Here is a 26,017-nt window from a genome sequence, read left to right on the forward strand (position 1 = left end):
CACCGAAACCCGAGTTTTAGAAGACTACCTGGTAACTGACCTTGGGTTTTACCCTTGGTGTGACCAGAAACCCGGATCTCGGACCAGCCCCCAAAACTCCCCAACCTCATGAAAAAGCTCCCACCCTCAAAAAGAGGCGCGGGAGCTTTGAAGATTCGCTAGCTATTTAGCGAGACAGCGTCGCACGGACCTGGTTGACGAGCATGAAGAACATGCCGAAGAGGTCTCCGATTACATCCACAACGGTGCTCAGCATTATTTGTGCCCTTTCACTTTCTATCAGCTGTGTACTCTAACAGCTCTGTCGCAATATACAACGAGAACGTTACATCGGCATGATGGTGTGTTTCTTCGGCAGGTCACGCTCGGTTTTAGTGGCGAGTTGACGTAGTGCCTGACGCAGCGCCAACCTCGTCTGATTCGGTTCGATCATCGCGTCAATGTAGCCACGCTCGGCGGCGACATACGGAGAAGTCATGTTCTCGTCGTAGAAGTCCATGAAGACTTTCTTCATGTAGGCACGCTGGTTTTCGTCTTCAATCTTCGCCAGCTGCTTACCCTGGATCATCACAACGGCAGCAGCAGATCCCATTACGGCGATCTGCGCAGTTGGCCACGCGAGGTTGATGTCACCGGAGAGGTTCTTGGACCCCATCACTGCATACGCTCCGCCGTAGGCCTTGCGCACGATCAGGGATACCTTCGGCACCGTGGCTTCTACCAGTGCGAATGCGAACTTTGCGCCACGGTGAATGAGGCCAGCTTTTTCTTGCGCCACACCCGGGAGGTAGCCCGGGGTGTCCACCAGGTAGACGAGCGGGATGTTGTAGGCGTCGCAGATGCGGATGAAGCGGGCGCCCTTGTCGGCAGCATCTGCGTCAATGCAGCCAGCATAAACGAGTGGCTGGTTCGCGATCACGCCGACGGACTTGCCGTCGATACGCGCAAAGCCCACGATCAGGTTCTGCGCGAAATTCGGCTGCACTTCTAGGAAGTCGTTGGCGTCGAACAGCTTCGCGATGAGGTCGTGCATGTCGTAGCCGGTGTTGGTGTCGTTCGGCATGAACAGGTCGAGCCCGTCGGTGAATGCGACGTCCTCGTCGGAAGGAGCCCAAAACTCCGGGCCGGGGTCGTTGCAGGTGAGCGGGAGATGATCGAGGAGATCCTTGACGTAGTTGAAGGCGTCGTCCTCGTCCTTCGCCACGTAGGAGACGTTGCCGTTGAGCTCCTGCTGGCGGGCGCCGCCGAGCTCCGCGGAGGTGATGTTTTCGCCGGTAACTTCCTTAATCACGGCTGGGCCGGTGACATACATTTCGGCGCGCTCATCCACAGCAACCACAAAATCGGTGGTCACCGGGGCGTACACGGCGCCACCAGCGGACTTACCCATCATGATGGAAATCTGCGGGCTACGGCCGGACAGCGGCAATTGACGACGCGCAATCTCCGAATACATAGCCAAGGAGGTCACCGCGTCCTGAATACGCGCGCCACCGGAGTCTTGAATACCAATCACAGGGCAGCCCACGCGGATGGCCATATCCATGACCTCGCAGACTTTTCGGCCGAACGTTTCACCGACAGAGCCACCGTAGACGGTTTTGTCGTGTGCGTAGATCACCACTGGGCGCCCCTCGATGCGACCGTAGCCAGTGACCACACCGTCTGAGTATGGCGCTTCGGGATCGTCGGGGGTTCGGCCCAGCGCACCGATTTCTACGAATGAGCCTGGATCCAGCAGACGGTCGATGCGCTGACGTGGCGTGGTAAGGCCGGCCTCGTCACGTCGCGCTCGCGCCCGCTCACTACCTGGATCTTTAGCTTTTTCCAGGCGTGCTCGGAGATCAGCGAGTTTATCTGCTGTCGTTTTTCCAGTCACGTTTCTAAGCTACTCGTTTCTACGTCTTAAGTCAGCTCCGTAATCCGCCGGGTCAGGTGCGCCCCGACCGTGGCGATTTCCGGCTCGTCCACCACCGCAAGGTGATCACCATGCAAGTGAACGATCTCTAACTCTTCCACGATAGCCGACCAGCCACCATCTTCTTTAATCGTGGCGTAGCGTGGCTCCAATTCGATCGCGCCGTCGTGCATGCGCTCCGCCCGGAACAGGATCACTGGGACTTTCACTCCAGCCCATTGAGTGAAGTCGATCTTGTCCAGAATGCGGTTGTCTACGAAGGAGGCCCGCTGGTGTTCCAGAACCCCGGCGGACAGGCCATGTTCGGAGGCGTCGGTGGTGGCGAGGAACTCCGCCAGCATGGTAAGCAGCGCGTCTTCGCCTGCGGTTTCCAGCAGATCGAATGGCACTGGGAAGTCCAGGCCGTAGGTCTTCTTGGCAAAGGCTTGGTAGCGTTCCCACCGGGCGCGGGTTTCCTCCGGCGTGTCTGGCACGGTTTCTGCTGGTTGGACAGTGTCGAGCAGCGCAACCAGTGCTACCTCAACATCAGTGCCCTTCAGCTGGTGCGCTACTTCATAGGCGAGGGCGCCGCCAAAGCTCCAACCGCCGAGCACGATGGGCAGGCCGTCGGAGTACTGCTTGATCTCATCAAGGTACGCAGCGGCGCGCTCAGTCAGCGGCCCTTCGAGGCGCTCCACGCCGTACACCGGTACGTCTTCCGGCAGGCGTCGCATAAGTGGCTGGTACACCACAGAGGAGCCGCCAGCTGGGTGGAACATGAATACGGCTGGTTTGCGGGATCCTTCTGGGCGGGCGCGCAGGACACGGATGTTGCCTTCGACTTCGGTCTCGAGCCCCTCGCGGACAAGATTTGCCAGCGGTTCCAGGGTTTCCGCGGCGAGAACGTCGTCTTCGGTGACCACTGCGCCGGAACGTTCGCTCAGGCGCGCGGCAATGTCGGCGGCCTGCGTCCCCAACAGTTCCGGCAACTCGGAGGTCACGCCAGCGGCTGCGGCACCGGTGATGGTGGCCCAGGTGGCGAAGACGAGGCGCTCGGAGGCGTCACGCGGGGCCACGCCCACGCCGCCCTTCTTGGCCACTGGCTTTTCGACGCCCGCAGCTGGAGCCACGTCGTCAACCTGTTCCCGGCCTGCCACCATGTCTTCCACCATGGCCACCACGTCGGCAACTGATGCGTCCCGGAGGGCCTGAACTTGCAGCTCAGGGATCTGGAAATCGTGCTCAATGCGGTTCTTGATGCGCATGCCCATGAGGGAGTCCAGGCCGAGGTCGATCAGCGGAAGCTCCCGGGGGAGATCCTCAACGTCGTAGCCCATGGCCTCGGAGACAATGGAGCGCATCCGCTGTTCCACAGTTTCGCCAGAAGTAGGATCCCAGTGGACAGCGTCGATGTCGATTTCATCCCTCACGCGTGGCGCTACCACTCGGGTTGGTTCGTCAACAGTTGTGGCGGGTGCAGCAGCAGAGGATGTTGCGAAGCCTTCAGCGACGAGGGACATGGCGTCGCCAAGCTTGCGGTACACCGACAAGGTAATGCCGCCCAAGTTTTTGTGCGTGAGGGTGGTTACTTCGCCAGTTGGGGGCAGCGGGGCGCGTTCTTCGGTGGCCACCAGGGTGGCGGCGGCGTCGAGCGCGACGACTGCAGACTCCATGAGGGCTTCGGTGCTTGGCACCAGCTCAGCAAGGGTGGAAAATGCGACGGAACCGTCCGGAAGGGACACCTTGTGGCCTGGCATTCCGACGCTTCCGGAGGACGACGGGCGCGCTGCGGTCCAGTAGCGCTGGTGCTTCCAGGTGATTTGTGGCGCATCGAGGCGAGCGCCATCGCCGTAGAGAAGGTCGAAGTTGATGTCTGCACCACCCACATACAGCTTCGCCAGCAGGTCGCGCAGCGAGTCTGCGGCTGGGACCTTCCGCTTGAGCGCGTAGAGGAGTTGCGAATCAGCCGCTCCAACGGAAAAGGCAGTATTCATCATGCCCATGAGAGCGACTGGGTTCGGGGAAATCTCCACCAACGTGCTGTGCCCAGCTGCGAACACCTGTTGGGTAGCTTCCAAGAACCAGACACTGCCGCGGGTGCAGCGGAGCCAGTAGTCGGAGTCGTGGATGACGGAACCGGCTGGGTAGACCACTCCCTTATCCACCGAGCTGAACAGCGGGATCGTGGTGGGGTGTGGCTCGATGTCAGCGGTTTCCGCCGCCAACTCTCCCAGCAGTGGCTCCACGGCGGAGGTGTGGCCAGCGCCCTTGACGTCGAGGGCGCGCGCGAATTTACCCTCGCCATCCAGGTACTCTACGAGGTTCATCACAGCCTCACGCGGACCGCCGACGGTGGTCATGCCTGGACCGGCGTAAACGGCTGGCTCGATGCCTTCGTACTCGGGGTGCTCTGCGATGAAGCTCTCCAGGTCTTCAGCGGAGAACTCCACCACAGCCATCGCGCCGAGCTGGTCTTCGGGCAGGGATTTTTCTCCCTCTCCCATCAGGCGGGAGCGGTGTGAGGCGATGCGCATCGCGTCGACATCGGTGAGGCCACCTGCGGCGTATGCTGCGGCGATTTCACCCATGGACATACCGACAACGGCAGCTGGCTTCGCGCCGAACGCAGCGAGGTAGTCCGTGAGGGCAATCTGGATCGCGGTGATGGCGACCTGCGCGGTCTCCGTGTCGTAGGTTTGGGCATCGTCAGCGATGATGTCCAGGAGGGACCAGCCGGACTCGAACTCAATCAGCGTGTTGAGTTCCGCCAGTCGCTGCGCGAACATCGGCGACAGCTCCAGCATGTCCTTCGCCATCTTGCGGTGCTGCGAACCGAACCCGGAGTAGACGAACACCGGCCCGTGCGTGGCAGGCGCGTCAGCAGCATTGATACCGACACTCTTCTTGCCTTCCGCCACCTGGCGCAAGCGCTTGACGGCCTCTTCCACCGTGCTGGCATCAACCGTAGCGCGGGAGCGGCCGTGGTTGCGGCGCGCGAGGGAGCGTCCCACTTTCACGAGGTCCGCGTCCGGGCGCCCTTCCAGGAAGTCCGCCAGGTCTGCCGCTGCTTGCCGACGCCGCGATGGCAGCAATCCGCTCACCGGCAACAGCACGCCTTCCAGCTGGCTATCCTGCTGTGGCTTTTGTTCGTATTCCGCTGGGTCAAACTCCTGCACCACCAGGTGTGCGTTGGTGCCACCGAAACCGAATCCAGATACACCAGCGAGCTTCTTGCCAGAGTATTCCGGCCACTCCCGTGGGTCTTCCACGATTTCCAAGTGTTCGGCGTCAAAGTCGATGTAGCGGTTCGGCCCGGCAAAGTTGATGCTCGGCGGGATCACGCCGTTGTGCATACCCAGCAGCACTTTAGCCAGGCCAGCGGCACCGGCTGCGGATTCAGAGTGCCCGATGTTGGACTTCGCGGAGCCCAGCAGAGTCGGTTCTGAGACGTCGCGCCCCTTGCCGAGCACCGCCCCCAACGCCGATGCTTCGATAGGATCACCGAGGATGGTTCCCGTGCCGTGTGCTTCAACGTAGTCCACGGTGGTCGGATCAATGCCGGCATCGGCGTAGGCGCGTTCCAGCACGTCAACCTGTGCTTCCGGGTTCGGCGCGGTCAGACCGTTGGAGTGGCCGTCGGAGTTCACCGCGGAGCCCTTGATCACGCCGAGGATGTCGTCGCCGTCGGCAATGGCTTCCTCTACCCGCTTGAGCACGAACAGGCCCGCACCGTCGGCACGGACGAATCCGTCAGCATCATCGGAAAAGGCGTGGATCTTACCGGTAGGGCTGATCACGCCCAGCTCACCGAAAGCTGTGGAAACGAATGGGGAGGCCAGGATGTTCACACCACCGGCAATGGCAAGGTCAGCATCGCCGGTACGCAGCGCGCGGACGGCGTCGTGAATGGCCACGAGGCTGGACGAGCATGCGGTGTCCACGGATACGGAAGGTCCGCGGAAATCGAAGGCGTAGGACACACGGTTCGGGATGATCGAGCTGGCTGTACCAGTAAGCGCGTACGGGTGCGCCTCAGCTGGGTCAGCGACGATGATCATTCCGTAGTCAACATTGGAGGAACCGATGAACACGCCAACGGACTCGCCCTTCAGCGAACTTGCCGGGATGTGCGCGTGTTCCAACGCTTCCCAGGTCAGTTCGAGCGCAAACCGCTGCTGCGGATCCATGTTCGCAGCTTCCACTGGGGAAATACCGAAAAACTCAGCATCAAAAGTGCCGATGTCCTGGATGTAACCGCCACGGACATTGTTTTCCGCGATCTTTTCCGTCATCACCTCGTCGGCGGAGTATTCGGACCAGCGCCCCATTGGCAAGTCAGAGGTGGCGTCCACACCGGAAACCAACAGGTCCCAGAACTCGTCGGCGTTCGCGGCGCCGGGGAAACGGGTAGCCATGCCCACGATGGCAATGTCGTGCGCGCCGGTCGTGGCGGCTACGTTGCGTCGGCCCTTGGCGGTGAGGGTGCGGGTGGATGCGCCGTCGATAAGGCGCTGTGCGAGTGCCCCGATGGTGGGGTATTCGTAGGCGACGGTGGCGTCCAGCTGAACACCCAGCAGGTTTTCCAGCTCACCGGAGAGCAGCACCACATCGCGGGAGCTCAAACCGAAGTTTTGGAGAGATTTGTCGTCCGTGATCTCTTCTGCAGGTAAACCGGTCGTGGCTACCACCCAACTACGCAGCCACTCTTTCAGCTCAGAGACATTCATCCCGGTGCTTTCCTGCGTGGAGTCCATGCCGGCAGCCTACCTTCTTCGATCGATTTACGGACATTACTAAAAGGCCCTTCTCCATCTTCTCAATTGAGAGGACATAGAAGGGCTCTCTAGGTACTTGTCTCGATTTTGTTACAAATCGTTACAGTGGCACCTAGCTTTCCTCAAGGTACGCTTTGCGCACCACCCTGCGTGCAATCTTACCGCTCGAGGAGCGCTTAATCTCATCAGGCGCCACGATCCGCACGTCGTGAGGATTAACACCATGCTGGGCGGTCACCGCGGAACGGATCGCGTCGATGGCTGCAGCGTCGCCGTCCTCAGTGCGGTCAATGTCACGCTCGGCGATAATAACCAGCTTTTCGACGTCCTCCCCCTCGATCGCGAACGCAGCAACGCTGTCTGGGCGCACCTGCTCGCTCGCGGTCTGGACAGTGTGTTCAATGTCCTGCGGGTAGTGGTTGCGACCAGCGATAACGATGAGGTCCTTGAGTCGGCCGGTGAGGTAGATCTGGCCGTCAATGAAGGTTCCCAAGTCACCGGTGGCCATCCAGATCGCATCCTCTGCGACGCCTTCGGCACGGGATCCCTTGTCCAGCTTCTTCGCCAGCTTGTTGTGGAAGGTGGTGGCGGTTTCCTCATCACGGCCCAGGTAGCCCTGTGCCATGTTGGCGCCATGGCACCAGAACTCACCGATCTGTCCGTCTTCGATTTCCTCGCGAGTCTCTGGGTTGACCAGGATCATCGCCATTGGCTGAATTGGCTGGCCAACTGCAGCGAATGCAGTGCCGCCGTCGCTGAGCTCCACGCGTCCTTCCGCGAGCGCCTCGCGGTCAAAGCGCTTGAACAGCGGACGCTCGTCCGTCTGAGGGGTGGATACCAGCAGGGTTGCCTCCGCCAGGCCGTAAGTTGGGCGCAGGGCGAGCCGGTTCAAGCCCTTCTCGCCGTACACCTGGAAGAAAGATTCGACGGCCTTCTCGGTCACCGGCTCAGAGCCAATGATCAGACCGTCTACAGCCGACAGGTCAACGTCTACATCCTTTGGCATGCCATAGCGTGCGCCGAGCTCCAATGCGAAGTTCGGGACCACGGAGTACACGTTGGCGTCGCCCTCGCGGCGGTTCAGCTGCTCGATCCAGCGAGATGGCTGCTGCAGGAAGTCGCGTGGGCGCATCAAGTCCAGGCCCACGCCAAGGATGGTGACGAATGCGGACAGGATCATGCCCATGTCGTGGTGCAACGGGATCCACAGTGCAAGGCGCATCGGGTGCTTAAGCTGTGCAGCACGGAAAATCTGCAGCACGTTGGTCATGATGTTGCGGTTGGTCAACACCACACCAGCTGGGGTGCGGGTGGAACCGGAGGTGTACTGCAGGAATGCCACCGAATCTACCGGAGCCGTCTTAGACTCCTTCAGCATCGCCAGCACCTCAGGGTTAGTCATCGGGTTCACAAAGGCCTCGGCGGTGGAGTCCGGGAGGGAATCCACTGAGAGGATGCGTGGGCGCTCCGCCGCAGGGGTTGCCGCGAAGAACTTACGGGTGGCGGCTGCGCTCTTGGAATTGGTGAGGGCGAACTTAGGCTTGGAATCGCCGATCACCGCGGTCAGGTGATCCGTGTGGCCCGGCTCAGCTGGGTCGTACAGTGGCACCGGCACCATGCCGGCGTAGAGGGCACCCAGGAAGGAGAACACATATTCCGGGCTGTTACCCGCCAGGATTGCGACACGGTCACCGAGCTGGCCGGTCTGCTGCAGACGCGCAGCCACCGCCTTGATGCGGGTGTTGACCTGCTCGCGAGTGAAGGACATCAGCTGTCCCTCGCGAGAATCCGCGTAATCCCAGAAGCGCAGTACTTCGCGGTCCTTACCGCCAGCAGCAGCATCTGCCTGGTACAGCAACTCGCACATCGCTGCGAGAGTGAACTCAGGAGGGAGGACAATATTGCCAGTTTCATCGAAGAACCGGCCCATTGCTGCATTGATATCCATATGTGTCCTTAAAAGTCGCGTGTCATTTCGTGAGGTCACTTTACCCAGATTGCTTTGCGAAGCAAAACTATTTCTTCTGGAAAGTTTTGTTAAGCGAAGAGTTTACCTGCCTTGAGCCAGTTATGCAGGCAATTTGTTCGCGCCCGAGATACCAAAAACCACCCCGGCCTCCATTAACAACGACCGAGGTGGCATTCAGCTAAGCGGCTACGAGGCGTCGATAAGCCCGGCGGCCCAGTCGATGAGCCACTGGGTGGTGGTCAACCCCGGGAAGACGTTTGGGTTGGTGGCGTATTGCGCGTGCACGGCATTCGCGGCGATGAGTGCCTGTGCGCGGGCAATGGCATTGCCCACCCCTAGTGGGGCGTCGCAGATGTGGTCATCCGGAGCACAAATGTCCATCACCCGATCCTGCAGGGACCCGTAGCCACCAGCGCGTGGGCCACGCATGGTAGCGCCAGGCATGATGTGCTGGGTAAGCGGATTCAGCAGCTCCAGGGACACTTCCGCGCCCACACCGGAGACGGGGTTACCCTGAGCCTGACCCACACCAGGCTCACGGCGCCCGTCCGCTACGACCGCGACACCTCGGACACTCTCTGCCGGAATGACGCCCTGCCCGGCGCCAATCTGGTTAGCAATGTCTCCGACGATCACGGCGCCCTGCGAGAAGCCCATCAACACAAATTCGGTCATCGGGCAATCCCTATGCATGATGCGCAGCTCATTCTCCAGCTTCGAGGTGCCTTCCTGACGTGACTGGTCATAAGGCATCTCGTGCATCGCGTTGACGTTCTGGAACTGTGCTGTGTACGGCAGCGTCCACACTTTCACGTCATTTGGGCTGTATCGCTGTTGCAGGGGCTTGGTCACTGTCAGCATGAACGACGCCGGGTTCGCGGTCGGGTTAATGGGGTCGTCCTCCGGGGCGGATTCCCAGGTGCCCGGCGCCGCGATGACTTCCACGTTCGGGCACCAGTCAGGCTGGGCTGCCTCTGAGGTGGGGGTTTCTCCTGGCTCGGTAGGAAGCGGGCTCTTGTTTGTGCTGTTAAGCCAGTTGATCACGCCCGCACCAACCACCACGAGGAGGATCAGCGTCACGACGACAGTGAGAATTTTTCGCATACGTTAGCAGTACGCCCCTTTCGCGGATTTCACAAGGATGTCCGCTACTTCTTCTGGTTTCTTGTCGGTGCGCTGCTGCTCAATGAGCTGACCCGATACTGCGCCCACCGTTGGGTTGTCCTTTTCTTGGGTACAGATCCCGTCGGCGACGCTCACCATTTGGTCTTCGACGCCTTCCACCTTGATGCCCTGCTTTTTCAGGTCATCAAGGAGCTTTTGTTCCTTGTCGGGGCGTGGGGCGGGCGTCGGCAAGGCGCTTACTTCCTGCACGGCCTCGTCGCGCGGCGCGGGGGCTGCTGCCTCACCGCCGCTGCGTGAGGGCTTTGCCGGGCTTGTCGACGCCGGAGTGCCCTCAACCCCCGGCACCTTCGCCAGCGGCGCCACGGTCGACGGTGTAGCTTTTTCATTGTCTACAGTCGCACCCCCACCGCACGCGCCCAGTGTGAGCGCGACAGCGGCGAGTGCGACTACGGTTGCGGTGTTACGCATCTAGCGTCGCTCCTCAACAATTTGGCCATTGAGCTGTTTGATGGTGCCGTGCTGGAACTTCATTTGCTCACCACCGGCTGGAATTGCTTCCTGGTCAGCGATTGGCCAGCCGAATGGGCCATTCTCCCACCCGGTTTTGCCCCACGCATCGCGAATGTCGCCGTTGAGAATGAAGTGCGCACCCGTAGCGGCACTCCAGTACATGGTGCCATGCTCAAAGTTCTGCAGGGCACCGCCCGGAATCAAGAACTCATCGGAGACTGGTGCACCCAGCTTCGACGACGCCGTCTTCAGTTCACCGTAGTGCTTCGCAATTTCGCCGCGGACGAAGAACGCCTCGCCCTTGCTGTTACGAACCACGTAACCACCCTGGAACTGCTGGACCAAATTGCCGTTGACCTGCTTTGGCACGTCAACTGGGTAGCCAAGCACGCCAGCTTCATAACCCTGGCGACCGAACGCCTCGAACATGTCACGAGGGATTTCCACGGCGTTGGTCTCGTGGGTCCAGTAGATGGAGCCGTTCTGGAAGTGGACGTAGCGTCCCTTGCCATCAGGGGTAGCTTCCTCGTTAGAGATCGGGAAGCCGAGCCAGGAATCAGTAGCACCCATCTCGGTGTAGCGAGCACCGATACGGCCAATCAAGATATGAGCCCCGGTCTCTGGGGACCAGTATGCGCGGCCTGCGCGGAAGTCCTGAGCCCGACCGCCCTTGACGTCATACTCATCATTCAGGCAGGAGCCCCACTGGCCACCCTTGGTCAGATCCGCAATCGCACCAACTGTGGTGCAGTCCGAACCACGGTCTTCCTTCTTCATCCCCATGGAGTCCGCAATGTATGGCCAGGCCTGAGCCATCTCGAACTGCCAGTACGGCCAGTTGTGGACGCCAGATGGGCGGAACTGAGCAATGACCGGCACATTGTCCTTCTTTGCTCGGGCAACGAAGGTTTGGGTAGTCATCCGAGAAACCACCTCGAGACCCTTGCCAGCCTCATTGGCCGGTCCGGTTGCGACAGAGCCTGGCTCGCCGAAGTCATCGCGTCCACTGCCTGCCGATACATACACGGTCTTACCCTTGAGCGCATCAATTCCGAGCTTTGGATCGTTGTCGATCCATCGCTGGTTCACCGGCGCACCCCACATGTTGTTGACGTCGTATCCGCCGCCCTCAACCATGGCAGCCCGCAGCATCTCCGGCATTCCTGGGGAGGTGGTGTCCAGGTAACCAGAGAAGGAACCCACGAAATTGAACATGTCTGGACGATGCTGAGCAAGGTTCATTGCGGCAGTGCCACCCATGGACAGGCCAGTGATAGCGCGCTGACCGCTAGACCGGTAACCGTTGTCTAGGACAGCTGGCAGCTCATTAAGCAGGAAAGACTCCCACTTGTAGTTCTTGCCGTTGGCAGGACCTTCCCAGTCGGTGTAGAAGGACGCCTCGCCACCGACCGGCAGAATCACATTCACATTCTTGTCGGCATAGAACTGCTCAATGTTGGTGTGAATGGTCCAGCCATTTTCCGTATCCACTGCGCGCAGGCCATCCAGCGCCCACACCTCTGGGAACTTCATCGTTGGGTTTGAGTGCCAGTCGCGGGCCAACAAAATCTGAACCTGCATCAACTGCTCCGGCATCACAGCCGACTTAATGAACACCGCCACACGACGGTCAGTGAGCCACTCAACACGGTCCACCGACACACCTGCCGGCAAACCCTCAATCTTTGGGTGATCGGTCTTAATTGGGGTACGCGGCGGCACCTCTCCCGGCTTCAGGTAATCTGTGCCCGGAAGGCCACTGGATACACCAGAAGAAACACTCTGTGCCAATGCAGGGGAAGCCATCGACGTAGTTAACGCCAACGCAACCGGCACGGCAGCCAGGGTGCGGAACAGGGAACGTCGCCGAGCAGAGCGAGTTTCGCGCATGAAAATTCCTTAGACTTAGTATGTTTTCAGCTGGAACTAGTCCCCACCTCATATGCGAGACAGAGACTGATATCTGCGGGCCACAATTTCCGAAAGTTCCCCGCTTCCGGAAGGCGTGACGCCTTATGAATTTTTCGCCGCTTCAGGCCGAGCAGCCACTTGGTGTGGGCCAAATGGATCAGCCGTCAGGTTGGACTCAAGTTTAAGTTCAACTTTAGACTTTTGGGGTGTGACACACCAATAAAACGAGGAGTTCTTCATCTGCCGCTTCGGCCACAACCATCGCCCCGACATTACGCCCCCGAGGTTGCCCCAAAAACGCCCCATTCACCCCGAACTTCGGGAGGGTAATGTCGGGAACAACGCACAACACCCCACCAACCAGCACCCCAATAACGCCGAAACCCCGGCAGGTGAACCCTGCCGGGGGCTTAAAAGTGCGTTTTACCAGGCGCCCATGACGTCGAGGACGCGGTCACGAGTCTTCCACATCTGATCGTTCCAGATGCCCCAGTTGTGCACGCCTGCTGGCTGGTAGTCAGCGGTGACGTTCAGGCCCATGCCGCGGGCCTTTTGCTCCCACTCCCTGGTGGACATGTTGGCCAGTGCTTCGAGTCCCCAGCCTACGATGCGGTCGTTGAGGGCTAGGTTCATGTCAGCTTCGGTCCAGTTGCCGGTAGCGGCGGAGATGTAGACGTCCTTGCCGCGGAGGCCTTCCAGATTGTGGAATGGGTCGTTTTCGAAGCGACGTGGGTTCATGGTGGCGCCGAACATTGCGTTCAGGTTGAATCCGCCGGTGTCGATGAGCGCGATGCGCAGCAGGGACTGCATGCCTGGGGCGGTGGTGTGCAGGTAGCCGGACCAGGACATTGCCTGCTGGAACTGGCCTGGGTGGCGTGCGGCTAGGTTCAGTGCGGCGGTACCACCCATGGACAGGCCGGCGATGGAGTTGCGGCCTGGGTTAACGCCGAAGTGCTGCTGCAGGTAGCCTGGCAGTTCGCTGGTCAGGAAGGTTTCCCAACGGTAAGTAACTGGGCCTCCGCTGGAGTTCGAGGAGACGAGTGCTGGCTCATCCCAGTCTGCGTAGAAGGAACCTGCACCACCGACTGGCATGATCAGGGTGATGTTGGAGTTCTCGTATGCCTGTGGGGCGTTGGAGTACTTGGTCCAACCGGTCTGGTTGTTGTCGGCGCGCATGCCGTCGAGGAGGTAGAAGCCTGCGTCACCGCCACGCTGTGCTGGCTGAATCAGGACAGGGATGGTGCGTCCCATGGATTCGGACCAGACATCGCAACGCTGTACCCAGTACATTGCTGGGTCCCAGTCACAGGTACCGGTGGCGTCTGGGCGCAGCCAATCGCGATTATCAGCATGTGCAACACCAGAACCGGCGACGGCCAGACCTGCCGCGGTGACAGCAGCAAGCGCTACCGAAGTGATTTTCCGTCCTGCATTGCGCAGACGCTTTGCAATTGACATGGTTCTCCTCGAAGTTCTTTATCAGATCGTAACTTAACCTACACGAAATCCAGAAGTAGGCAAGCAGTTATAACATCGGTGAAACGTACACGGCCATTACAATGCAGAGAATCCACAGGATAGCCAGGGTTTGTAGAGTGCGGTCTGTGAGTGCCAACTCGTCTGGTGCCCCACCGTCGCCACGGTCCACATCGGCTGCGAAGCGCAGGATCGCGATGGTAAATGGAACCATGGAAATTTGGTACCAAATCGCAGCGATTTTTTCGGATTCGCGACCCATATCAAAGCCCCACAGCGCGTAGGACATCACCACGGCCGTTGCGGACAATGTCCAGACAAAGCGCAGGTAAGTAGGGGTGTATCCTTCGAGGGATTTGCGGATTTTCGCGCCGGTTTTTTCGGCCAAAAGGATTTCTGCGTAGCGCTTGCCGGAGGCCATGAAGAGGGAACCGAAAGCGGCCACGAGGAGGAACCATTGGGACAGGACGATGCCTGCAGCGACACCACCGGCCATGGTGCGCAGCATGAATCCCGAGGAGACAAGTGCAATATCGATCACAGGTTGGTGTTTCCACCCGAAGCAGTAGCCCAATTGGAGTGCTAGGTAGATCGTAACGATGATCGCCAAGGACATACCTGCGGTAGCTAGGAAGGAGATTCCGAGCGCGGCAGCCATGAGCACGGCGGCCATGAAGTACGCGAGGCTAACAGGGAGGACACCCGCAGCGATGGGGCGGAATCGTTTAGTCGGGTGTGCGCGGTCGGCTTCGACATCGCGGGCGTCGTTGATGAGGTAGATGGCCGAGGCTGCCATGCAGAATGCGATGAAGGCCAGTGCGACGTCGATAAGCGTGCGCTGGCTGAGCAGAGCGTCGGCCCCAGCGGCTGCTGGAGCTGCCACGACTAGGACGTTTTTCACCCACTGCTTGGGGCGCAGTGCCTTGATCATGCCGTCGAAGAGGTTTTTCGGCGGCTGGCGCTTCTTCATCGTGTCGATGCCCTCGGTGTGCGGTTCCGAGTCGCCGAAGCGCTGCTCCATGGTCATGCGTTCCTCTTTTCAAGCTTGTCCGCGAGGAGTGCGGTGGATGCGCCGAGGATGGCACCAGCCGCCACGTCCGTTGGGTAGTGAACTCCAAGTACCATACGCGAGAGCATCATCGCAGGCACACCAACGAGGGGCAGAGGTGACCGAGTCAACAACGCGAGCGAAGTGAGAGCTGCGGTCGTTGAGGTCGCGTGCGAGGACGGAAAGCTTAGCTGGCTGGGGGTGCCCACGCCGATGGTGAGGCGTGCGTCGGTAGGGCGCGGGCGTCGAACCACGCGTTTGATGACGACGGACGCGGCGTGGCTAGCAAACGCCGACGCGGTCAGTGCCGCCCACTTCCGGCGCCGCCGCTTATCGACGGCCATCCCCACAACACCCATTCCCAGCCAGCCCGCAGCATGCTCACCGAACAGGCTCATCCCGCGCGCTACCTGGATGTAGGGTTCCCGGTAGAGCTGATCCTGGATCGCGACCAGGATGTCGGATTCTTTAGTCATTAAAGATTTCTCCCCATGCCTCGCGGCTGGTCAGGTGCTTGTGGGCAGCGCGGTACTTGTCTTGCATTTCTGCGAATCGCTCCGCCACTTCCTTCTGCAGGCGGCGGGACTCTTGCAGCAGTTCCTTGGCCTTGTCGCGGTCACGTTTGCGGTAGACCACTCCCCGACCGTCTGCGGTGGTGACGGTGGCGCCGTCGAGACGCGAGAGCGAGAACCAACGTGCGTTGATCGGTGCCAGGTTCGCCTGTGGCACTTCGTGGTGCTTGCGATCTTCCTTGGTCAGGGAGTGCAGCAAGCCCTTGAGTGCCCACACAGCCTTGATTGGCTTGGCAGAGCGGCCACCGATGTCCTTGATCGGAACGCCCGGCGCGCCAGATGGTTTCGGCAGGTCAGCGGCAGTTGGCATGACTACTGCGTCCGGGTAGGTTTTGCGGATCGCGTTGATGCGTGGCAGCGAGGTTTCCAGGATGTCGAACAGCTGGTTTGGGCCGGCGAGGAAATCCTTCATGGCCTCGTTTTGGATGGCGACGGTGGAGTATTCCATGCAGACCAGGTGCTTGATGGTGGCCTTTTGCATCGACTTGATGATTCCATCCACCGGTCCCGTGTGCTGCAGTGCTGCGACGATAAGGCGGTTGCGCAGGTGGAAGTAGGCCTGCCAGTCGATGGCGTCGTCTTTGTCGGACCAAGCCATGTGCCAGATGGCGATGCCCGGCCAGGTGGCGGTTGGGTAGCCGTGGTCCCCGGCGCGGAGACCGAATTCGGCGTCGTCCCACTTAATGAACAGCGGCAGCGGTTGGCCGATCTCTTCTGCAACGACGCGCGGGATCATGGTCATCCACCAGCCGTTGTAGTCCACGTCGATGCGGCGGTGCAGGTCGCGGGAGTTTGGTGCGTCGGGCTTGTCGCCTGGCTTACCGCGATCGGAGAGCGGGTGCTTGGCAAAGTCGTGGTCGTAGTGCACGTATGGTGCGGAGGTCCACATGAAGTCGTGGCGTCCCACTACCTCGCCCATGGAGTGCAGGTGGCTGCGTTCCTGCAGGTTGAGCATCTGGCCGCCGATGAGCGTGGGGCTCTTGGCGTAGCGGGCTGCCTGCAAGGCGCGGAGGATGGAATCCGGTTCGATGGCAATGTCATCGTCCATGTAGAGGATATACGGGGATTTCTTTGCGCCTGCTGCTCCGGTGCCGTCTACGCCGCCGAGAGCTTCGAACATGATGCGGGAGTAGCCGCCGGAGCCACCGAGGTTGCCTTGGCGGAACTCGAAGAATCGGTCGCCAAAGTGCTTGGTGGCTGCCTCATAGCCGGGCTCGTCAGCGGGGTGTTTGTTGCCCTGGTCCGGCATGATGACGGTATCGATCACGGCGTCGACCTCAGGGTCGGATGCCAGCGCTTCCAGGGCAGCGACGGCGTCGGCAGGGCGGTTGAAGGTCGGAATGCCGACGGTGACGCGCTTGTCGAACGGTCCGACCTGGGTGCCGTTCGGCATGGTCTGCGCCTGCGGGGCTTGTGGCGCCCACCAGCCAGCTTGCTTTACGACGCTGTCAGTCTCAGCCGTGATGTCGAACCAAATCCAGCCCCCGTCTTCAAACGGAGCGAGGGAGATTTCAAACTCACCGGTACCGCTCACGAGGTCACCTTCGACGGCGATACGGGAGCCGTCGATCTTGGAACGGTAGATATCGACTCGGGCTTCACCGTCGATGTCTACCTTGAGGATCACCGAGCTTAGTTGTGACCAGCGTCGCCAATAGCTAGCGGCGAAGGCGTTGAAGTAGGTCTGGAAGGATACCTCTGCACCAGCCGGGATGGTCAGGGAAAACCTGTCTGACCAGGTGGCTCGCTCTTTGTTCTGTTCCGCTTCAAGCAGGTAAAGGGTACGCACATCGTGCGGTTCGCCGCGTTTTGGCAGCAGAACTCGCTGCAATTGCTCTACCGCTTTGCTCTCGCTCATGTCCAGCCTTTCTAAGTTTGGGATGATTACCAGCGTAGTTGTTCTAGGTGTGCTCTCGTGCGAGGGCGCGCAAAAAGGGAGCGACCTTGCATCAAGGTAGCTCCCCGGAGAATAACGGTGTGGCGGGTTCTAGGCAGGCACTGCCACTTCAAGCTGTGGCAGCAACTCGCGAATTTTCGTTTCGATTGCGTCGGCAATGGTGCGGATTTCTTCGATGGAAGCCCCCTCGGGATCCGCGATCTCCCAACGGATGTAGCGGTCTCCTGGGATACCGGGAATTTCGTCGATCCCCAACAAAACAACTACATCAGCCCGGTGAGATACCCGCGGGGTGATTTCCTTTTGGTACAGCCCTTCGGTGCTGATTCCGCGTTCCTTGAGCACCTCGATGACGGTGGGATTAATCCCACCGCGGGCCTTCAAACCGACGGAACGGACGAACACGTCGTCCCCTACGAGGTGACGCATGATGGCGGAGGCAAGTTGGGAGCGTCCGGCATTGCGTTCGCAGGCAAAGAGAACTTCTTTGCGTGGGTTGGTTTCCTTACCTTCGACCAGGCCTTCGAGTTTTTCGGTGGCAAAACGCTCCACAAAAACCGGTAGAAAGGCGGTGAGCTTGGCAGAAGCCTGTTGCTCAGCGATAGTATCGTCCACCACGCCATTGATGGTGACCTCATCGACCACATGACCGTACCGGCGGTGCAGATCCTCACGGACGATTTCAAAATCACGGTGAGACATGTTTCCCTCTCCCAGGCCCCCACAATTAACCTAGAGGAACCTTGTTGTTAACCTGCTGTTAACTTTACTCATCAACTAGGTGGGAATCAAAGCAGAAAATGTCCCGAAGCCAAATAAAGCGTACAGATGGGACGATTTCGACTTAAAAAATCCCATCCGTACGCTAAATTTGCGCAGGTCCTGCTACTTCAGTAGCTCTTCCAATTTGTTGTCGAACATGGACAGCGCGGACGCGATGGCCATGTGCATGTCCAGGTACTGGTAGGTGCCGAGGCGACCACCGAAGAACACTCCTTCTTCGGCTTCGGCAAGCTCGCGATACTTCAGCAGCATCTCGCGGTCGGCTGGGGTGTTGATTGGGTAGTACGGCTCATCGTCCCCCTCAGCGAAGCGCGAGTACTCCTTCATAATGACGGTCTTATCCGTCGGGTACTTGTCGGCACGCTCTGGATGGAAGTGGCGGAACTCGTGTATACGGGTGAATGGTACGTCGGCGTCGTTGTAGTTCATCACCGGGGTGCCCTGGAAGTCGCCAACTTCGAGGACCTCGATGGAGAAGTCCAGGGTGCGCCAGCCGAGCTTGCCTTCGGAGTAGCCAAAGTAGCGGTCGAGCGGGCCGGTGTAGACGACCGGTGCATCAGGGGACTCGGCCCTAATAGAATCGCGTACTTCAAACCAGTCGGTGTTCAGGCGCACTTCGATCAGGTCAGACTCAGCCATCTTCTCCAGCCACGCTGCATAACCGTCAACAGGCAGGCCTTCGTAGGTGTCATTGAAGTAGCGGTTGTTGAAGGTGTAGCGCACTGGCAGGCGGGTGATGTTGCCGGCCGGCAGCTCCTTCGGGTCGGTCTGCCACTGCTTTGCGGTGTAGTCACGGACGAAGGCCTCGTAAAGCGGGCGACCGATGAGAGCGATGGCCTTTTCTTCCAGGTTGGTGGCCTCATCAACGGAGATTTCGGAGGCCTGCGAGGCGATCAGCTTCTTCGCTTCTTCCGGCGAGTAGTACTTGCCGAAGAACTGGTTGATGAGCCCGAGCCCCATTGGGAACTGGTAGGCGGTGCCCTTGTGCATAGCAAAGACGCGGTGCTGATAGTCCGTAAACGAGGTGAATTGGTTCACGTAGTTCCAGACCCGCTTGTTGGAGGTGTGGAACAGGTGCGCCCCGTACTTATGAATTTCAATCCCAGTTTCTGGCTCCGCCTCGGAATAGGCGTTTCCGCCGAGATGCGCCCGCTTTTCGACGACCAGAACCTTCTTACCCAGCCGGCTCGCCGCCTGCTCAGCAACCGTTAATCCAAACAGGCCAGAGCCCACCACAATCAAGTCATAAGTCATGTCTACAGAGCGTAGTTGGCTATCGCTGTTCCGACAGGATCCCTGGCCGGAGCCAGGAGATTCTTTCTCTCCCACAAGAAAAAATTTGTCACTCGACTATCATCAATCACAATATTGCACTATTATGAACAGCTGATAACTATTGTCACAGCTGCACCAGTGTGCATTACCAGGGAGAACATAGTGCTGCAACGACGAACTCTTCGCACTTCGACCTCACGCCCGGCGTGGGCGATTTTGCTATCCACCGCCCTTGTCGCTTCAGCGGCACTGGGTGTGAAAGGCGATATCCGCCCCACCCAAACCGAGGGGATCGCCCCCGTAGCAGCATCCATGGAAACCGCCGCGTTCAGTGATGGCGAAACCGTAGTCGTCGATGATCCGGCCGTCACCGGCCAAGGCAAAACCGCCGGACCACGCGCGGTCAAAGAATTCACCCGCGACAAAGAGTTCTCCATGTTCGCACTCACCTGGCCGGGACAACAGGACGTTGTTGCCCACTTCCGTGGCCAGCGTGCCGACGGCACCTGGACCGAATGGTTCGACGCAGAGCCAGAACCTGAGTACGGCACTTCCGGGAAGAACGGCACCGAGCTCGTCTACATCGAGCCCACCAAGCGGGTGCAGGTATCTCTCGTCGGCGTCGATCTCATGGGCGAGCAGCCTGCGGAAGCACCGGTAGAGAATGCGGAACTGGCCGTCGATAAGCCAGCAGGCCTGCCTGCCCTTCCCACCAACTACGGCGACATCAAGCCCGTCGCCGAGGTAACAAACGCCGGGCTGGAAGCCGTATTCATCGACGGTGGCACCAGCACGCCCGTCGCCGGAATCGACCTGATGGCCGACTCCGACGGCATGCCACGCATCATTTCCCGCTCAGGCTGGGGCGCCGACGAATCGATCCGCACGAACTGCCAGGCCAGCCCCGACTACTCTGACGAAGTCAACGCCATCACCATCCACCACACCGCCGGCTCCAACAACTACACCGAAGCCCAATCCGCCGGCATCGTCCGTGGCATTTACCAGTACCACGGCGCAAACCTTGGCTGGTGCGACGTCGGATACCACTCCCTGGTCGACAAGTACGGCAACATCTTCGAAGGTCGCTACGGCGGCATCAACAAGCCAATCTTGGGCGCACACGCCGGCGGCTTCAACGAAAACACCTGGGCAATCTCCATGATGGGCGACTACTCCACCGTCACCCCCTCCGACGCACAAATCAAGTCCGTCGGTGAACTCGCTGGTTGGCGCGCCAAGGTCGCCGGATTCGACCCCAAGGGCTCCGACACCCACTACTCCGAAGGCACCAGCTACTCCAAGTACCCCTACGGCCAAGCAGTGACCCTGCCGAACATCTTCGCGCACCGCGATGTTGGCACCACCACCTGCCCAGGCGACGCCGGCTACGCCCAAATGGGACGCATCCGCGACATCGCGGCCCAAAAATACGCCAGCATCGGTGGCTCCGCTAGCGCACCCAGCGCACCTGTGAACACCGCACCTATCGCACTGGACAACACCGCACCAGCTGCTCAAGGCGCTCAACCCGCCGCTCAGGGGACCCAACCCGCAAACACCATCGGCAATCTGCTCGGCGTGCTCGGACAAGCAGCCGGCGGTGACTTCAACGCCATCCTCGGCGTAGCAGGCACCCTCGCTACCCTCGTCTTCGGCTTCCTAGCAAAAAGCGGCAAGCTCCCAGCCGGGATCACCGTCGACGGAGGCGTGCCAAAGATCGCTGGCCTGAAGATCTCCGACATCCCAGGCACCATCAACAACGCCCAAGCGCTCTCCTCTGACCCTGACATCGCGAAGGTGGCAGCACTTGCCAAGGGAGTGCTGGGTGCATCCAAGGGGCCAGTCCAGTACGCGGCCGACGCCGAAAACCCAGTTACCTTCGAGGCATTCGAAAACGGCGCTGTAGTCAAGTCCCCAGCCACCGGCACCCACGCCGTCCACGGCGCAATCGGTGACGCGTGGATCCAGCAGGGCCTCGACGCAGGCCCACTCGGCCTGCCAACCAGCGACGAATACGCAGATGGCGGCCTCACCCGAATGGACTTCGAGCACGGCTACATCACCTACGATCCAGCCACCAACCAAACTCAGATCCACATGTAGCTGCTAACTGCTGCGCCACACTGAGTAGTGTTACTCTGTGCGAAACCCGGGAAGCGTTTCCCGGGTTTCCCGGCCCTGAGCCTACTGTGCTTTCTTCTTGTTCTTCCACCAAATGGAGATGAACATCCACGCAATCAGTGCCAGGGTTATCCGCATGACATATTTATCGATGGTTTCTAGCGAAGACTGAATCCCTTCGCCGAACCGCAAGCCCAAATACAGGTAGAAGCATTTCAGCATCGTCGCAAACAACACAACGTAGATGCTCACCAACCAGCCCTTCACTTTGGCAATGCCACCGATCGCCACCACGATCGTCGCGGGAATCGGCGAAAACGGGATGTAGGAAGCAAACAGACTGACATCAATGCGCCGGTAGATGAAACCTTCCAGCTTCCTGAACCAGCGGGGCGGGTGACCTCCGAAGCTCATAGTGATGAACTCCGGGCCCCATTTCTTCCCCATCCAGTAGTACAAGGGCAGAAACTTCACCATAGAAAGTGCCGCCACCAGCACCACGAACCCTAGGAACACTGGTCGATCCGGATTTTGCGCCGCCAAAATAAGCACCGACAGACTCGAACCGGAGAGCCACGTGTACAAGAACGTGTGCTCTAGCAGGAGTACTGCCCGGAACGGGATCAGCGCAAACCCGTATATCGCCATGATCATGAGGGTTGCGAAGAGAATCCGGTCCACCTTGTCCGGGTGCTGCATGAAGCTGGGCAGTTCCTTGTCGGTTGAAGTCATGGTGGACAGTTTAACTGCCGTCACCCTTTTAAACGCTGTGCGCTTTACGACGCCGTGTCAACACCGCCCCTATCAGAACTAGCATCACTCCCAGTAGTGCCGGAATCGCTACACCGCTGCCACCAGTTTTTGGCAAAGTACCAGTCTGGGGGTCTGCGACGGTGAGAATAATGTTCGGCCGTTGGGCATTTGGGTTTTCAAATGTGACAACTCCGCCACCATTGGCAAGATCAGCTAGTTCCAGGTTTGCGTCCTTACCGCGCTTGATGGTGAACTCGATGGGTTGTGGGAGGAGACTGTGGTTTGCAGGCGCTTTCGTCTCTACTAGAACGTAGGTGCCAGGGGTAACTTTTGCTGTATTTGTCCCATCACCTGGTTTCAGTTCGATCGCAGGCGTTGTTGCGTCCTTCTTTCGCAGTTCAAAAGCCCAGCCGACCAGGTTGCCCGTATTAATTGGCCCTTTTGTTGCTGGATCGTAAGTCGCTTTCTGGATCGCGATGGTGCCTTCTTCTGGCTGCTTCACATTCCAGACCTCGCAGGTGACCTTCGCTGTTTTAGGGATGGTGACAACAAACTCCGGTTTATCTTTTGTGCTCTCTACAGTCGCATTTTGATTCTTACCGTCCAATGAACATTTGACAGAATTGAACTTAAAACCATCGTGCCCAGCCAGATCTTCCGTCACGCGAATCTTTTGTTCGTCTATCGAATTGATGATCCACGACACCTGACCTTGTGGGTGAGTAGATTTTCCTTGCCCGGTCTGCCCTGTAATTAAGGTCGAAGCATTCACTGCTTCAGGCTTGGCACCACTACCAGCATCCAACAGAATAGATTGATCGCCAGAGGTTGCTGCGGTAAACGCCCACCCATTAACCTTCTCAGTTTTCACACTGTTTTCTTCGACGTGTTTGATTACAGTGAGGCGACTGCGGCAATAGTCATCCGAGGCGATATCCGAATACGTTTTTCCGATATAGTTCAGGTCGCCGTATGTTCCAGAAGAGTTACCAAACGCATCCTTGCCGTTCGCTCCCACCTCAATCTTCTTGGTATTTGGGTCGCGGTCAATGCCGATGACGCCAGCTACATTTTCGACGCATTCTTTAGGGAGAGCCAGATTGTTGATTGGTTCTGCGATGATCGAGAAGGTCGCGGTATCACCAGCTTTCAAGGAACCGTGATGCCCTTCGATGACGTAATTGTCATTTGCTTTCTTTACGAAGGCCGACCAACGTCCAAAGCGGACACTTTTACCGTCAGAAACCTGCTCCCCCGAGTCACCCGACTCCAGGCGAACCACCTGATATCCCTTGGGGATAGTGTCAAACACTGTAAACCCAGTACTAGCATTTTTCTCGCTGGAATTTCGGACCTGGATTTCCCACTTGATCCTCGATTTTCCATCTCGATCTGTGATGTCAGCACGCGTCTTCTTGATCTGCAGGTCTACAACATTTTCCTCAAACCCCACGGAACTAGTGCCGTTTGAGTTGTAGGAAGCGGTTGCTACGGCATTGACCGAGATGAGCTGGAACGACGGGTTGTTTGATTCGGGTTCATTCACTTTGATGCGAAGAACGTTATCGTTCGCACCGACACTGGCTGTAGCAAATCCAAGCAGGCCGTTGCCAAATGTCCAAGCTCTACCCCACTGATTAGGTTTCGAAATACCTTGACCAGAGGGCGTGCGAATATTAGTAATATCCCAACGCTGCACACTGCCATCAGTCAGATTGATTCGCTCGATCCACACTCCATTTTGGGAGTTCCAGCCATTGCTAATCCCCCACATGTAGTTTCCAGCTTGACGCTGTTTACAAGGAGAATTAGTTTGTGGCTGACATGATGTATTTTCCGGAACGAAAAGTGGCGTCCAGTCTTCTGACCATGCTCGACCGGAGTGATCGCTCACGCCATTCCAGTCATTGTCTAACCGGATCCCGCTTGCGAGCCATTTTCTACCATTGTCTGTGGGCGTAGCGGTGACATCATTCAGGTTGACTTTGTACACTGCTCCAGTTCCAGACTTTGAAGCGTTGGCAACGTAGTAGTTTCCGTCTTTGTCAATGCCTCCGACATTGATTCCGCCCCATAGGTCATTAGGCCAATATGCCTGCTTTTTGCCTTGGAAAGCGTATTCCTTACTCGCCACGTTCGGGGTTACCCGACCCAGGTTATAGACTTCACCAGTCTCGGGATCAATTTGAAGCAAATGCCCTGCAGGAAAGCATGGGTCTTCTGCAGTAATTACTGGCCGGAACTTATTCTGAGCATCCCCCTGCACGGTCTGCCCAGCTAACCGACCCCAGTCTTCGCCTAACCGTCCCTGACTGATTGCGTATAACCAGTTGTCTTGCGGATTAAAAGCCAATGAGTTGATAATCCATCCGGTTTCCTGGTTCGGCCCTCCAAGGCGCACAAAGCTACCGGTGCCGGTATCCTGTCGCGCAACGTATGACTTCCAACGCACCTGGCCATTTGCTTTTGATTCAGAGACGTACACGTTAGTGCCATTTTCACGCTCGATTTGGGACAGCTCCCGCTTCGGTTTGCGCGGTACTACTTGGGAGCCGTCCGTGACGGTTCCTTGGAATGGCACGTGTCGCAGCACATACTCATTATCGTTGCCATTCGGCCGGAAAAAGACTCGGTAAGGATCACTTCCTCCAGACTCAGAAACCCCTTTCAGGGTATCCCATGGCGAAGCTACGAGGTTACCGTTGCCATCGCCATCGACAGTTCTCAACCGATTGATTTCCGAGTTTCCAAGGTTACGAGCTGGGAAGGTGTACCGTGGGCGCGCTTCACAAAAACCACCGTCTTGGGTATCGCCAGTGACAGCAATTTCAAGGTTATCTCTGTCTGGGGCACCAGCAGAACAATAGGAAAATGCATTTGTCAACTTGACATATTCCCCTTTTTCCATGGTAATCCCGTCAGGAATGATGATTTCCAGAGTTTTATCATCAATAGATCTAACCACCATTTCTTTGTGGCGAATATCATTCCACAGCGGCTTGTATTCATTTCGATACATGCGTTCAAATTCAGCGACCTTTATATTAGGGGTATCGCTATTGAACTGCGTAGCAGGCGGAATGTACAGGTTTAGCGCTGTTGTTCGTTTGACTGTAATGCGAGTAGCTTTTACATTGGCTGGTGCGTAAAAGTAGATATTGCCAACATAGGAATTTGCGCATTTTCCGTTGTTAAATTTGTCTTTTGAGGGAACTTGGACCTGATGCGCTTTGGTCGTGGTGGTTTGTGCTGTGGCACTAGTCGGGTCACTGACTTCCACTGCATGTGACATGTCGTCTCGGAGGGAAAAGACTTCTGCCCCATCTTTCACCAGGCGCCATTCCGAACCCGCATCCGCTTCAATGGTTGCATACTGAATCTCTAGATGGTCTCCCACTGTCCAACTTGCCTCAGGAAGCTTAACGGCAATGCGGGCACCTCGCGATTCCCCTTCAGGCATCGAAGCTGCGTCTTCCTCTGGCAAAGGATGCCCATTAAGCAGCACAGACCCGTGCCCAAGAAATTCAACGTCATCTTTATCTCGTTCAATGCTCAACATGCCATCTACGAGCAGCGCCGGGTCCAGCGTAAGCACTACTTTGTTTTTGGCAGCCTCGCCGTCTGCAACTTTACTTTCTGTTTCCGCCCGGTATGTGTGGACCAGGGGCGCAACGGTGGGGGTGACGGTTTCCGGTGGTGTGAGGATCGGTTGCTCTAGTACTGGCAGAGTTGGCTCAGCGGTTGCGTTCGGTGTCGTTTCCTCCTCCGGGGCGGTTTGCGGTGAAGGCGTCGACATTAGAGTCGTTTCCTGCGCGTATGCGATATTCATCGTTCCGCTCGTCATGAGCGCCAGGCTGCACATGAGGGCCAATGCTTTTTGAAAAACACGCGAGGCCTGCTGC

The 26,017-nt window shown here is 58.4% G+C and carries 15 protein-coding genes; 1 reads left to right on the forward strand and 14 read right to left on the reverse strand.

Annotated features, from left to right (window positions below):
* Positions 1–325: 325 nt before the first annotated feature.
* From ACZ6ZO_RS04450 to glf, 12 genes are all read right to left on the reverse strand, one after another.
* Positions 326–1,879 carry an acyl-CoA carboxylase subunit beta gene (locus ACZ6ZO_RS04450; RefSeq protein ID WP_465290872.1) on the reverse strand — a complete coding sequence of 518 codons (1,554 nt, stop codon included), beginning with the start codon at positions 1,877–1,879 and terminating at the stop codon, positions 326–328.
* Positions 1,880–1,905: 26 nt separating this feature from the next.
* Positions 1,906–6,651, reverse strand: coding sequence for a beta-ketoacyl synthase N-terminal-like domain-containing protein (locus ACZ6ZO_RS04455; RefSeq protein ID WP_465290874.1), 4,746 nt, complete (start codon positions 6,649–6,651; stop codon positions 1,906–1,908).
* A 133-nt stretch (positions 6,652–6,784) separates the two neighbouring features.
* On the reverse strand, positions 6,785–8,620 hold the full coding sequence (locus tag ACZ6ZO_RS04460) for a FadD32-like long-chain-fatty-acid--AMP ligase (RefSeq protein ID WP_465290876.1): 1,836 nt from the start codon (positions 8,618–8,620) through the stop codon (positions 6,785–6,787).
* 207 nt (positions 8,621–8,827) lie between these two features.
* Positions 8,828–9,745 (reverse strand): cutinase family protein, encoded by a 918-nt coding sequence (locus tag ACZ6ZO_RS04465; protein WP_465290878.1) that lies wholly within the window; start codon positions 9,743–9,745, stop codon positions 8,828–8,830.
* A 3-nt stretch (positions 9,746–9,748) separates the two neighbouring features.
* Positions 9,749–10,234: a DUF732 domain-containing protein gene (locus ACZ6ZO_RS04470; protein WP_465290880.1), complete on the reverse strand. Its 486-nt coding sequence runs from the start codon at positions 10,232–10,234 to the stop codon at positions 9,749–9,751.
* Positions 10,235–12,166, reverse strand: coding sequence for an alpha/beta hydrolase-fold protein (locus ACZ6ZO_RS04475; protein ID WP_465290882.1), 1,932 nt, complete (start codon positions 12,164–12,166; stop codon positions 10,235–10,237). It abuts the gene before it with no gap.
* 444 nt (positions 12,167–12,610) lie between these two features.
* Positions 12,611–13,645: an alpha/beta hydrolase gene (locus ACZ6ZO_RS04480; protein ID WP_465290886.1), complete on the reverse strand. Its 1,035-nt coding sequence runs from the start codon at positions 13,643–13,645 to the stop codon at positions 12,611–12,613.
* 67 nt (positions 13,646–13,712) lie between these two features.
* Complete coding sequence (locus ACZ6ZO_RS04485) at positions 13,713–14,690, reverse strand: decaprenyl-phosphate phosphoribosyltransferase (RefSeq protein WP_182385237.1); 978 nt, start codon at positions 14,688–14,690, stop codon at positions 13,713–13,715.
* Positions 14,687–15,187, reverse strand: a complete 501-nt coding sequence (locus ACZ6ZO_RS04490) for a phosphatase PAP2 family protein (protein ID WP_182385236.1) — start codon at positions 15,185–15,187, stop codon at positions 14,687–14,689. Before ACZ6ZO_RS04490 ends, ACZ6ZO_RS04485 begins: the two co-directional genes overlap by 4 nt.
* Complete coding sequence (locus ACZ6ZO_RS04495) at positions 15,180–17,141, reverse strand: glycosyltransferase (RefSeq protein WP_465290891.1); 1,962 nt, start codon at positions 17,139–17,141, stop codon at positions 15,180–15,182. Before ACZ6ZO_RS04495 ends, ACZ6ZO_RS04490 begins: the two co-directional genes overlap by 8 nt.
* Positions 17,142–17,270: 129 nt before the next feature.
* Entirely contained in the window at positions 17,271–17,882 is a 612-nt protein-coding gene (locus tag ACZ6ZO_RS04500) for an arsenate-mycothiol transferase ArsC (RefSeq protein WP_465290893.1), read from the reverse strand.
* A gap of 183 nt (positions 17,883–18,065) precedes the next feature.
* Positions 18,066–19,217, reverse strand: a complete 1,152-nt coding sequence (glf, locus tag ACZ6ZO_RS04505) for a UDP-galactopyranose mutase (protein ID WP_182385234.1) — start codon at positions 19,215–19,217, stop codon at positions 18,066–18,068.
* Positions 19,218–19,400: 183 nt separating this feature from the next.
* Between glf and ACZ6ZO_RS04510 the strand changes: the two genes are divergently transcribed.
* Positions 19,401–21,344, forward strand: coding sequence for an N-acetylmuramoyl-L-alanine amidase (locus ACZ6ZO_RS04510; RefSeq protein WP_465290895.1), 1,944 nt, complete (start codon positions 19,401–19,403; stop codon positions 21,342–21,344).
* Between the two features lie 81 nt (positions 21,345–21,425).
* On the opposite strand, the gene ACZ6ZO_RS04515 is transcribed toward ACZ6ZO_RS04510, so the two are convergent.
* The gene (locus ACZ6ZO_RS04515) at positions 21,426–22,094 is read right to left on the reverse strand and encodes a hypothetical protein (RefSeq protein ID WP_465290897.1); all 669 of its coding nucleotides are present in this window, start codon (positions 22,092–22,094) and stop codon (positions 21,426–21,428) included.
* 28 nt (positions 22,095–22,122) lie between these two features.
* Entirely contained in the window at positions 22,123–25,959 is a 3,837-nt protein-coding gene (locus tag ACZ6ZO_RS04520; RefSeq protein ID WP_465290899.1) for a DUF6923 family protein, read from the reverse strand.
* Positions 25,960–26,017 lie beyond the last annotated feature (58 nt).

This window comes from Corynebacterium sp. NPDC104732 (assembly GCF_055583565.1).